This window comes from Novosphingobium sp., assembly GCF_027486195.1.
In the GTDB taxonomy this organism is placed as follows: domain Bacteria; phylum Pseudomonadota; class Alphaproteobacteria; order Sphingomonadales; family Sphingomonadaceae; genus Novosphingobium.
Map to the genome: position 1 here is coordinate 19,572 of NZ_JAIXPP010000058.1, position 11,952 is coordinate 31,523.

The following is an 11,952-nucleotide window of genomic DNA, read 5'->3' on the forward strand; positions in this document are numbered from 1 at the left end:
CTCAGCGGCTGGATATCACCCCACCACAAACGTCAGCGCGCCGTCACCTTCGTCGATCTTCACCGTGCTGCCATCGGGGATCTCTCCCCCCAGCAGTCGCTCGGCCAGCGGATCCTGCACATAGCGCTGCACCGCGCGCTTCAGCGGCCTTGCGCCATAGACCGGATCATAGCCCACCCGGCCCAGCCAGCGCTTCGCCGCATCGGTCAGGTCGATCACGATCTTGCGGTCCTTCAGCAGTTGCTGCACCCGCGCCACCTGCAGATCGACGATCGGCGCCATGTGTTCGTGGCCCAGCCGGTGGAACAGGATGATCTCATCCAGCCGGTTCAGGAACTCGGGCCGGAAGTGCCCGCGCACCACGTCCATCACCTGCGGCTCGACCGTGCTTACGTCCTGCCCCTCTTCCAGATTGGCGAGGTACTGGCTGCCAAGGTTGGAGGTCAGCACGATCAGCGTGTTGGTGAAGTCCACCACGCGGCCCTGCCCGTCGGTCAGCCGCCCATCGTCGAGCACTTGCAGCAGCACGTTGAACACGTCCTGGTGCGCTTTCTCCACCTCATCGAACAGCACGACCTGATAGGGCCGCCGCCGCACCGCCTCGGTCAGCACGCCGCCTTCATCATAGCCGACATAACCCGGAGGCGCGCCGATCAGCCGGCTCACGGAATGCTTTTCCATGAACTCGGACATATCGATGCGCACCATCGCGGTGTCGTCGTCAAACAGGAAGCCCGCCAACGCCTTGGTCAGCTCGGTCTTACCGACACCCGTGGGGCCAAGGAACAGGAACGAGCCCAAAGGCCGGTTCGGATCCTGCAAGCCCGCCCGCGCGCGGCGCACCGCCTTGGAAACCGCGACCACCGCATCGCGCTGCCCGATCACCCGCTTGCCGATGGTCTCTTCCATCTTGAGCAGCTTCTCACGCTCGCCCTGCAGCATCCGCTCGACCGGCACGCCGGTCCAGCGGCTGACCACGCCCGCGATATCGTCCGCGGTCACTTCCTCGCGCAGCAAGGCGTTCTCGGCCATGCCCTGCGCTTCAGACAGCTGCTTCTCGAGCTCGGGAATCCGGCCATAAGCAAGCTCCCCCGCCTTGCCGAGATCGCCCTGCCGCTGCGCCTGCTCCAGCTCAAGCCGCGCCGCATCGAGCGCTTCCTTGATCTTGCCCTCGGCCGCGATCTTGTCGCGCTCGTTCTGCCAGCGCGTCGTCAACTCGCTCGATTGCTGCTCAAGGTTCGCCAGTTCCTCACGCAGCGCCGCCAGCCGGTCCTTCGAGGCCGCATCGCTTTCCTTGGCGAGCGCCATTTCCTCGATCTTCAGCTGGATGATCCGCCGGTCGAGGTTCTCGATCTCCTCGGGCTTGCTCTCCACTTCCATGCGCAGTCGGCTCGCCGCCTCGTCCATGAGGTCGATCGCCTTGTCGGGCAGAAAGCGGTCCGCGATGTAGCGGTTGGAAAGCGTCGCCGCCGCCACAATGGCACCGTCGGTGATCCGCACGCCGTGGTGCAGTTCGTACTTCTCTTTCAGCCCGCGCAGGATCGAGATCGTGTCCTCCACGGTCGGCTCGCCCACGAACACCGGCTGGAACCGCCGCTGCAGCGCGGGGTCCTTCTCGACGTACTTCTGGTACTCGTCGAGCGTGGTCGCCCCGATGCAGTGCAGTTCGCCGCGCGCCAGCGCGGGCTTCAGCAGATTGCCCGCATCCATCGCGCCTTCCGATTTGCCCGCGCCGATCAGCGTGTGCATCTCGTCGATGAACAGGATGATCTCGCCTTCCGCGCCCTTCACTTCGTCGAGCACGGACTTCAGCCGCTCCTCGAACTCGCCGCGATACTTCGCGCCCGCAATCAGCGAGCCCATGTCGAGCGACATCAGGCGCCGATGCTTCAGGCTGTCGGGCACGTCGCCATTGGCGATGCGGATGGCGAGGCCCTCCGCAATCGCGGTCTTGCCCACGCCCGGCTCGCCGATCAGCGCCGGATTGTTTTTGGTGCGCCGCGCCAGAATCTGGATCGTGCGGCGGATTTCCTCGTCGCGCCCGATCACGGGGTCAAGCTTGCCCTCGCGCGCCGCTTCCGTCAGGTCGCGGGCATACTTCTTCATCGCCTCATAGGCGTTCTCCGCCCCGGCGCTGTCCGCCGTGCGGCCGCCGCGCAGCGCGGTGATCGCCGCTTCCAGCGCCTGCGCGGTCACGTTCGCGGTCTTGAGCGCCTGCCCCGCCGCCGTAGTGGTCGCCAGCGTCAGCGCCACGAGTATGCGCTCCACGGTTACATAGGCATCGCCAGACTTCGCCGCGATCTGCTCCGCCGCATCGAGCACGCGCACGGCATCGTTATCCAGCCCGGGCGTCTGCTGCGCTCCGCCGCCGGAAACCGCAGGGATCTTGGCCAGCGCCTTGTCCACTTCGGCGAGCGCAACTGAGGCTGTGCCCCCGGCGCGCTGGATCAGCCCGGATGCCATGCCTTCGCTGTCTTCCAGCAAGGCCTTCAGCACATGTTCGGGGCCAATCCGCTGGTGGCTATTGCGGATGGCAACAGTTTGCGCCGCCTGCAGAAAGCCCTTGGCGCGATCGGTGAATTTCTCGAGGTTCATGGGGTAGATTTCCTCCTGATGCCCCGAAGGTAGTGTGTCATTTCAGCCACACAAGGACATGGATCAAAAATCAGTCCGTAGCTCTCCGGGTCCCCTTATGCCGGGAACCTCGGCACCTTGGCTGCCGCAGCCGCCAGCAACTGCCTAGCGCCCACTAATTGCGCGCCTGTCGAAGCACAGATGACGTTCGTCGGGCACCGCCTGTCCTACAGGCCAGCTTGCCGGTATGCTTGAACGCATGACGCTAGTCTCCATCGCACCGATCCGGCCGCTGATCGTTTTCATCGATCAAAAGCCCGCCAGTGATCGATTGCAATTATTCCTCAGGACAGTGTCAACTGTGTCAACTTGCCGCCCGGAGGCCCGCCCATCGGGGCAAGTGGACGCCCGATTCGATTTTGCTTCTGTTCAGCAAAGCCATGCTCTGAAACAGAGCGACAGCCCCTCCCAGCGCGGCCGCCGTCCGGCACGCCGCCCCAGCCGCAGGATCACCATGCCCCGTTCGCTGCCCCGTTCGCTGATGGCCTCTTTGCTCGCGCTACCCGTCCTCCTCGCCGCCGTGCCCGCACTCGCCGCCGATCCGGCTGCACCCCCGGTGCCTGCTGTTGCGATCAAGGCCGCGCCGGTCGCCGAACTCGTCAACTCGGTGAACATTCCCTACGAGCGCTTCACGCTCCCCAACGGCCTCACCGTCCTCGTCCACACCGATCGCAAGGCGCCCGTCGTGGCGCTGTCGGTGTGGTACAAGGTCGGCTCGAAGAACGAGCCGCGCGGCAAGACCGGCTTTGCCCACCTGTTCGAGCACCTGATGTTCAATGGCTCGGAAAACGCGCCGGACGACTTTTTCGGCCCGCTCAAGGAAATCGGCGCGACCGATGCCAATGGCACCACCTGGTTCGACCGCACCAACTACTACGAGACCGTGCCCAAGGCCGCGCTCGACCGCGCGCTGATGCTGGAAAGCGACCGGATGGGCCACCTCCTCGGCGCGGTGACGCAGGAGAAGCTCGATAACCAGCGCGGCGTCGTCCAGAACGAGAAGCGGCAGGGCGATAACGCCCCCTTCGGCCTGATCGAATACGAAGAGTACGAAACGCTCTACCCCGCAGGCAATCCTTATCACCACACCACCATCGGCTCGATGGCCGATCTCGACAGCGCCAGCCTCGATGATGTGAAGGGCTGGTTCCGCGATCACTACGGCCCCAACAATGCAGTGCTGGTGCTTGCGGGCGATCTCGATCTCGCCACCGCGAAGGCCAAGGTGGAAAAGTGGTTCGGCGCGATCCCTGCCGGTCCCGCCGTCCAGCCGGTCAGCGTGCCGGTGCCGACCCTGCCCGCGCCCATCGCGCGCACCGTGCAGGACCGTGTCGCCACCACCCGCGTCTACCGCATGTGGGCGGTCCCCGGGCTCGACAATCCGGACTACTTGCCGCTGCAGGTCGGCGGCCTGATCCTCGGCGGGCTGGCCAGCTCGCGGCTCGATGATGCGCTGGTGCGCGGTGCGCAGATCGCCGTATCGGCCTCCGCCCATGCCGATATCTTCGCGCAGGGCGGCCAGTTCGTGATGGAAGCCGATGTGAAACCGGGTGCGGACCCAGCCAAGGTCGGCGCGGCGCTCGATGCGCAGCTTACGCGTTTGATGACCGAGGGCCCCACGCCGGACGAGCTCGCCCGCGCTGCAACCACTTTTGCGGCGGGCGAGATCCGCTCGCTTGAATCGGTGGGCGGCGGCGGCAAGGCGGCGACGCTGGCCGAGGGGCTGATCTATTCCGGCGATCCGGCGCACTACCGCAAGGAACTGGAGGCAGCCGCGAAGCTTACCCCCGCCGCAGTGCGCGATGCGCTGGCGAAGTGGATGAAGCGCCCGGTCTTCGCGCTCACCGTCGTCCCCGGCGAACGTACCAGTGGCGGCGAAGCGCGCGGCGGCGATGCCGCGCTGCCCCCGGCTGTCGCCGCGCCTGCTGCGCCTGTCGCCGTGGCGGCAACCACCGCCGATGCCGATCGCAGCAAGATCCCGCCCGCCGGCGACGTGCCCACGCTCGATTTCCCCGCCATCGAGCGCACCAGCCTCAAGAACGGCATGAAGGTCGTGTTCGCCCGCCGCAGCGCGGTGCCGATCGTCTCGGTGCGGGTCTCGTTCGATGCGGGCTATGCTGCCGATCCGCTTGGCGCGCGCGGCACCACTGCCTTGCTGCTGCGCCTGATGAATGAAGGCACCACCAGCCTCGATTCGTCCGCGCTCGCCCGCGCCAAGGAAACGCTGGGCGCCTCGATCAACGGCATGGGCATGCCGGATTCAACCGCGTTCGAGCTGAACGCGCTGGTCCCCAACCTCGCGCCCTCGCTCGATCTTCTTGCGGACTATGTGCGCCACCCGGCGCTCGATCCGGCGGAGCTGGAACGCGTGCGCGCCCAGCAGCTGAGCACGATCCAGTCCGAGCGCACCGATCCCTATTCGCTCGCCAGCCGCGTGCTCTACCCCGCGATCTACGGCCCTGCGCACCCCTATGGCTATGCCCCGACCGGCACGGGCGAAGCAGACGTCGTCAAGAAGCTGACCCGGGCCGATCTCGCGGCCTTCCATGCCCGCTGGCTGCGGCCGGACCGCGCGACGATCACCATCGTGGGCGATACCACGCTCGCCGATGTCGTGCCCTTGCTCGAAAAGAGCTTCGGCAACTGGCCTTCGAACCGCATGGCCCCACCGGTCAAGGACTTCTCCGCCCCGATCCCCGCGCCCACCCCGCGCATCGTGCTGATCGACCGCCCCGGCTCGCCGCAGTCGATGATCCTCGGCGGCGAGGTGATCGCCGCGAAGGGCACCGACGATACCGTAACCCTGCGCACCGCCAATGATGTACTCGGCGGCGATTTCCTCAGCCGCATGAACACCAACCTGCGCGAAACCAAGGGCTGGTCCTACGGCGTCGCCAGCCTGATCAACGACCGGGCCGACCGGCTGCTGTTCATGCTATATGCCCCGGTCCAGACCGACCAGACCGGCCCCTCGATCACCGAACTGCGCGGGGAGATGACGCGCTACCTCGGCGCGAAGGGTACCACGCCGGAAGAGACCGCGCTGGCCACGCAAGGCAGCGCGCGCGAACTTCCCGGCGCGTTCGAAACCTCGGGCGCGGTGCTTGATGGCGTTGCCAAGATCGAGACCTACAAGCGCCCGGACGATTACTTCGCCACGCTCCCCGCCCGCTACCGCGCCATGACCCCGGCAGACCTTGACGCTGCGGCGAGGAAGACGATCGACCCGTCCAAGCTCGTCTGGGTGGTCGTCGGCGATGCCGCCAAGGTCAAGCCGCAGCTCGATGGCCTCGGCCTGCCGGTGGAAGTGGTGAAGGGGGACTGAGGGGCTAACCCCTCACCGCCTATTTCTTGATCCTGGCCCGGCTCACCAGCGTCGGGCTTTCGATCTCCTGCCCGGTGCGCAGATCGACCGGCGTGTCACGGTGATAGCCGAGCACGCCGGGCACCGGGGAGAGACGCGAAATGAAGATGCCGTAGTAGTTGTTGAGCTTGCCGCTGGCATGAAACTCGGCCTGAACCGAAGGCCAGTCCTTCAGGCTGGCGGGCACGCCGAACCGAGGCTCGGACGGGGGCAATGGCAGGCGAGGCTCCTTGCCGGCCGCCACGCGCTTGTCGTTGGCTTCCTTGAGCGCAAGCCGCGCAACGTCCATGTCCTCGCCGCTGTGGGGCGCCGATTGGAGCCAGTTGCCGGTATCGGTGACGACCCCGGCCTTCACCTCGAACTGCACCGTACCCATGCACATGCAGGTGCCGCCAGCCGGCAAGCCCGCACCGCCAATGACGTTGCCATACCAGCGATAGGTACCGGGCTTCACCGCTTGCAGATAAGTCACTGTCTCGCCCTTGGTGTAGACGAACTGCGGACCGAACGCGGCCACATCGCGCAGCTCGGGCGGATCGACCTGCACACTTTCCAGCGTGGGTTTGACAGGCTCTGCCGGCGGCTTGGAGTGGTCGGCCTTGGCGTTGTTCGCCAAGACCTGCCAGTTCGCATGTTCGGTCTTGTAGGCGCGCAGTGCCTTGTCGAGGGCCTTCTGCCGGTCCTTCTCCCAGGTCGCGAACGTGGAATCGTCCGGCACACGCAGGAACATGCCGAACTGCCGGGCCGGCCCGCTGACAAGGATATAGCCCTTGGCCGGATCAAGCGTGGTCTTGCCCGAGACGACATTCTTTTCCTCGACCGGCTCGGCGCGCAGGGCGCCTCCGGCCAGGCAGGTTGCTGCGAGCGCAGCGGCAATCAGGGTGCGGATGATCTTCACAGCCCCAGCTCCTTCGTGGTCGGCGCGGGTCCGGAAGCGACCAGCGCCTGCAGCGCCAGCGCATCATTGCGGACGCCTTCCTTCTTGCGGCCCATGCCTTCCTCGAAATTGAATTCGGTCCACAAGTCGCGGCTCAGGCCATAGCGCTTGTAATCCTTGAAATACATGCAGTTGCGCACGTTCTGGCGCCGCTGCGCGCGGCGGGCGGAGGAGCCGAAGATGGCATCCATCATCGCCCCGGCAATCGCCCCGCCGACCCCCGCAGCAAGCACGCTCGAATTCGCAAGCGCGGCTGCGGTCGCGGTGGAGGAGTTGAAGTAGATGCTGCTCCCGCTCGCCAGCGCATCGCATTCGTGGATGTCGACATAGGCTTCGGCAAACGAAGTGTTGGCGCGGTGGAAATAGAAGTACTTGTCGAAGTCCTGTTCGATCTCCGGCGTCGCGGTGAAATCGAGCTTGGGCATCACAAGCCCCTCGGGCGAGGGGATCGTTGCCTCCGGAGCGGCGGGCGCCGCCGCCGCCTCAGCAGCCGGAGCGGGGGCCGATACTGGCGCCAATACTGGCGTACGTACGGCTTCCTGCGCGGCAGCCTGCTGCGCCATGGCAGGCACAGACGCGATAGCGACGGCCAGCGCGGCCGTCAGAACATGATTTCGAAGCAAGCATCCCCCCTCTTGATGGCGGGAATAGCAGCACATCGCCTGCGGGATTGGAAGTCCGATTCGGCTTCTGCCGGGGAAATCGTCGGGTCCGGATCAGCGGACCCGGCGGTTCAAGCGAGCTTCGCTTTCAGCACTTCGTTGACCAGCTGCGGATTGCCCTTGCCCTGCATAGCCTTCATCGTCTGGCCGACGAAGAAGCCGAACAGCGCTTCCTTGCCGCCCTTGTACTGGGCCACCTTTTCGGCATTCGCGGCGAGCACGGCATCGACCGCCGCTTCGATCGCGCCGGTGTCGGATGTCTGCGTCAGGCCTTCGCGCTCGACGATCACGCCGGGGGCGTCACCCGTTTCGAGCATGATCTCCAGCACCTGCTTGGCTGCGCTGCCGGAAATCGTGCCCTTGCCGACGAGCGCGAGCAGTTCGCCGCCCGCTTCGGGGCTGACGGGGCTTTCCAGCAGGCCCTTGCCGAGCTTGTTGAGCGCGCCGAACAGTTCGGAGGTCAGCCAGTTGGCCGCCTGCTTGGCAACCTCGCTCTCGGGCTTGCCCTGCTGCGCGGCGCTCTGCGCCAGCAGCGCCTCGAACCAGCGCGAGGTTTCGACCTCGGCAGTCAGAACGCCGGCGTTGTAGGGCGAAAGGCCGAGCACCGTTTCATAACGGTGGCGCTTGGCGTCGGGCAGTTCCGGCAGGCTGGCGCGGCATTCCTCGACGAACGCGTCATCGAGTTCCACTGGCAGCAGATCGGGATCGGGGAAGTAGCGGTAGTCGTGCGCATCTTCCTTGCTGCGCATCGAACGCGTCTCGTTGCGGTCCGGATCATAGAGCCGGGTTTCCTGCACGACCTTGCCGCCGTCCTCGATCAGCGCGACCTGACGCTTGGCCTCCTGCTCGACCACGGCCATCACGAAGCGCACCGAGTTGACGTTCTTCGTCTCGGTCCGCGTGCCGAACGGCTCACCGGGCTTGCGCACGCTGACATTGACGTCTGCGCGCATCGAGCCCTGGTCCATGTTGCCATCGCACGAACCGACATAGCGCAGGATCGTGCGCAGCTTGGCCAGATAGGCTCCTGCCTCTGCGGGCGAGCGCATGTCCGGACGGCTGACGATTTCCATCAGCGCCACGCCCGAACGGTTCAGGTCGACATAGGACATCGTCGGGTGCTGATCGTGCATCAGCTTGCCCGCGTCCTGCTCGACATGGATGCGCTCGATCCCGATGGTCTTGGTGCTCTCGGGGTTCTTGTCGTCGAGCTGTACCTCAAGGCTGCCCTCACCCACGATGGGGTGATAGAGCTGGCTGATCTGGTAGCCCTGCGGCAAGTCCGCGTAGAAGTAGTTCTTGCGGTCAAACCGCGACCACTTGTTGATCTGCGCGTTGATCGCAAGGCCGGTGCGCACCGCCTGCCGGATGCACTCGCGGTTGGGCACGGGCAGCATGCCGGGCATAGCCGCATCGACGAGGCTGACCTGCGTGTTGGGCTCCGCGCCGAACGCGGTGGCCGCGCCGGAAAACAGCTTCGACTGCGTGCTGATCTGCGCATGGACTTCGAGGCCGACAACGACCTCCCATTCCCCGGTTGCGCCCTGGATACGATAGTCGCTCATGCTTACCACCACTTCGCCGGACGCGCGGTGAACCCCGCGCGGGCTTCGATCGCGAGACCCGCATCGAGCACGCCCTGTTCGTCGAACGGACGGCCGATGAGTTGAAGCCCCAGCGGCAGGCCCTGCCGGTCGAGGCCCGCAGGCACCGACATGGCGGGGAGGCCAGCCAGCGAGGCAGGCACGGCGAACACGTCGTTGAGGTACATCGCCAGCGGATCGCTCACCATTTCGCCAAGGCCGAAGGCGGCAGTCGGCGCGGTGGGGGCGAGGATCACGTCGACGGTCTGGAAGGCGTCCATGAAGTCGCGGCTGATCAGCGTGCGGACCTTCTGCGCCTGCGTGTAGTAGGCATCGTAGAAGCCCGCCGAGAGCACATAAGTGCCGATCATGATGCGGCGCTTCACTTCCGCGCCGAACCCGGCGGCGCGGGTGGCGGCGTACATGTCCTGCAGGCCGGCTCCCTGCGGAAGATCGCGCAGACCATACCGCACGCCGTCATAGCGCGCGAGGTTGGACGAGGCTTCGGCGGGCGCGATGATGTAATATGCGGGCAGCGCGTACTTGGTGTGCGCGAGATTGATGTCGACGATCTCGGCGCCCGCGTCCTTGAGCCAGGCGATGCCTTCGTCCCACGTGCGGGCGACATCGGTGTCCATCCCGTCCATGCGGTATTCGCGCGGGATGCCCACCTTCTTGCCGCGCAGGTCGGCATTGAGGTTTGCTGCCCATTCCGGCACCGGCATGTCGAGGCTGGTCGAATCCTTGGGATCGAAGCCGGCCATGGCCTCCAGCATGATCGCGCAATCGCGCACGTCGCGCGCCATCGGGCCGGCCTGATCGAGGCTGGAAGCGAAGGCGACGATGCCCCAGCGCGAGCAGCGGCCATAGGTCGGCTTGATGCCCGAAATGCCGGTGAAAGCGGCGGGCTGGCGGATCGAACCGCCGGTGTCGGTGCCAGTTGCCGCCGGGGCAATGCGCGCTGAGACGGCGGCGGAGGAACCGCCCGAAGAGCCACCGGGCGCCAGCTGCGCATCGCTGCCCTCACGCCGCCACGGCGAAACCACATTGCCGAACGCACTCGTCTCGTTCGAGGAGCCCATCGCGAACTGATCGAGATTGAGCTTGCCGAGCATGCCCGCGCCCGCATCCCACAGCTTCTGGCTTACGGTGGATTCGTAAGGCGGCACGAAGTTGCCAAGGATGTTCGAGGCGGCGGTCGTCGTGGTGCCCGTCGTCGCGAACAGGTCCTTCATGCCAATCGGCACACCCGCCAGCTTGCCGAGCGGCTTGCCCGCAGCACGGTCTGAATCGACCGCCGCGGCAGCTTCGAGCGCCTTCTCGGGCGTCAGCGTGATGAAGGCGTTGAGCGCAGGCTGCGCTTCAGCGACCGCCGCGTTGAAAGCACCCGCCACTTCGGTCGCGGTGAAATCACCCTTCGCCACGCCTTCGCGGATCGCGGCGACGCCAAGGTCAGTAAGGTCGCTCATTATTCAATCACCTTGGGCACACCAAAAAAGCCATGTTCGCCCGCCGGCGCGTTGGACAGCACCTTGCCCTGCACGCCGCCGCCGGTCAGCGGATCGGCGCCCACCACGTCATCGCGCAGGCGCTGCTTGTTGGGGATCACCGCCGTCATCGGCGCGATCCCTTCCACGTTCACTTCGCCGAGCTGTTTAACCCATGCGAGGATGCCGTTGAGTTCGGGCACCATCGCCGCGATCTCGTCTTCGGTCACCTTGATGCGGGCCAGCGAGGCGATTCTGGCCACCGTGGCAGTGTCTACGGACATGGCTGTCTCTCGAAAGTCTGGGGCCAGCGGGCGCGCCGCTGGCCGGGAACCGGAAAATCAGGGCTGCGGCATGCTTTCAGCGCCGCCATTGCCAGCAGGAGCGCCGCCCTTCGGCGCGCTACCCATCTGCTGCTGCATTTGCTGGAGCATCTGGCGGCGTTGCTCGATCTCGGCCGCGCTCTTGAAATCGAGCAGTTCGACATCGAACGTCAGATCGCTGTTCGCCGGGATCACGACTTCACCCGTCGAAGGGTTCTTCTGCTCCGCAGCGCCATAGGCGAGCGCAGCAGGGATGATCAGCTTGTACTTGCCCTTGCGCTGCATCTTCTGCAGCCCCTGGCTGAAACCGGGGATCACGCCTTCGACCGGCATCGCAACCTGCGTGCCCTTGTCGAATTCCCTGCCGTTGGCGAGGTGGCCGGCATAGTTGACCAGCACGACATCGCCCACCGTAGGCGAAGGGCCGGAACCCGCCGTGAGGGTTTCAACGACGAGGCCCTGATAGCGCGTGGCCCAGGCGGCAGTCGCGCCGATCAGCAGCGCGAGAATCACGCCGATCCAGATGCGGGTGAGCGATCCCTTGCCAACCGGCTGGAGCGGAACGCGGGTGATTTCCGACATGTCTTCCCCTTTTGTGGGACCGGCGGGACGGCCCCGATTCCATGCCCTTGAAGCGCGGCCGACGTGTGCCGGACAAGCGAAAGGGCGCCGCGAATACGGCGCCCTCTTGGCCCAGCCGGACCCTTATCGCAAGAGGCTAAGGGCGGCTTCGTGCCGCCCCCGGCAGCAGCTTACTTGCCGCCGTCGCGCTCAAGCCGCTTGCGCTCCATCTTGCGGGCGCGGCGGACAGCGGCAGCCTTTTCACGGGCGCGCTTTTCCGAGGGCTTTTCAAAGTGACGGCGCAGCTTCATCTCGCGATACACGCCCTCACGCTGCAGCTTCTTCTTGAGCGCGCGAAGGGCCTGGTCGACATTGTTGTCGCGAACGAGAATCTGCATAAA

9 protein-coding genes are annotated in these 11,952 nt (G+C 65.8%); 1 reads left to right on the forward strand and 8 read right to left on the reverse strand.

Going from position 1 to position 11,952, the window contains the following annotated elements; all coding sequences use genetic code 11:
* Nucleotides 1–15: 15 nt before the first annotated feature.
* Nucleotides 16–2,595 (reverse strand): ATP-dependent chaperone ClpB, encoded by a 2,580-nt coding sequence (gene clpB / locus Q0071_RS10980; RefSeq protein WP_298168833.1) that lies wholly within the window; start codon nucleotides 2,593–2,595, stop codon nucleotides 16–18.
* Nucleotides 2,596–3,115: 520 nt separating this feature from the next.
* Between clpB and Q0071_RS10985 the strand changes: the two genes are divergently transcribed.
* Entirely contained in the window at nucleotides 3,116–5,959 is a 2,844-nt protein-coding gene (locus Q0071_RS10985; RefSeq protein ID WP_298168835.1) for a pitrilysin family protein, read from the forward strand.
* A 19-nt stretch (nucleotides 5,960–5,978) separates the two neighbouring features.
* Here the strand turns inward: Q0071_RS10985 and Q0071_RS10990 are convergent, their stop codons facing one another.
* The 7 genes from Q0071_RS10990 to rpsU form a co-directional block, all read right to left on the reverse strand.
* Entirely contained in the window at nucleotides 5,979–6,896 is a 918-nt protein-coding gene (locus Q0071_RS10990; protein ID WP_298168837.1) for a hypothetical protein, read from the reverse strand.
* Nucleotides 6,893–7,558 (reverse strand): hypothetical protein, encoded by a 666-nt coding sequence (locus tag Q0071_RS10995; RefSeq protein ID WP_298168840.1) that lies wholly within the window; start codon nucleotides 7,556–7,558, stop codon nucleotides 6,893–6,895. The genes Q0071_RS10990 and Q0071_RS10995 overlap by 4 nt, the downstream gene beginning before the upstream one ends.
* Nucleotides 7,559–7,668: 110 nt before the next feature.
* Complete coding sequence (gene gatB / locus Q0071_RS11000) at nucleotides 7,669–9,162, reverse strand: Asp-tRNA(Asn)/Glu-tRNA(Gln) amidotransferase subunit GatB (protein WP_298168843.1); 1,494 nt, start codon at nucleotides 9,160–9,162, stop codon at nucleotides 7,669–7,671.
* A gap of 2 nt (nucleotides 9,163–9,164) precedes the next feature.
* Nucleotides 9,165–10,649 (reverse strand): Asp-tRNA(Asn)/Glu-tRNA(Gln) amidotransferase subunit GatA, encoded by a 1,485-nt coding sequence (gatA, locus tag Q0071_RS11005; RefSeq protein WP_298168846.1) that lies wholly within the window; start codon nucleotides 10,647–10,649, stop codon nucleotides 9,165–9,167.
* Complete coding sequence (gene gatC / locus Q0071_RS11010) at nucleotides 10,649–10,951, reverse strand: Asp-tRNA(Asn)/Glu-tRNA(Gln) amidotransferase subunit GatC (RefSeq protein ID WP_298168848.1); 303 nt, start codon at nucleotides 10,949–10,951, stop codon at nucleotides 10,649–10,651. Before gatC ends, gatA begins: the two co-directional genes overlap by 1 nt.
* A gap of 57 nt (nucleotides 10,952–11,008) precedes the next feature.
* Nucleotides 11,009–11,572, reverse strand: a complete 564-nt coding sequence (locus Q0071_RS11015; protein WP_298168851.1) for an FKBP-type peptidyl-prolyl cis-trans isomerase — start codon at nucleotides 11,570–11,572, stop codon at nucleotides 11,009–11,011.
* A 170-nt stretch (nucleotides 11,573–11,742) separates the two neighbouring features.
* The gene (rpsU, locus tag Q0071_RS11020) at nucleotides 11,743–11,949 is read right to left on the reverse strand and encodes a 30S ribosomal protein S21 (protein ID WP_054121618.1); all 207 of its coding nucleotides are present in this window, start codon (nucleotides 11,947–11,949) and stop codon (nucleotides 11,743–11,745) included.
* Nucleotides 11,950–11,952 lie beyond the last annotated feature (3 nt).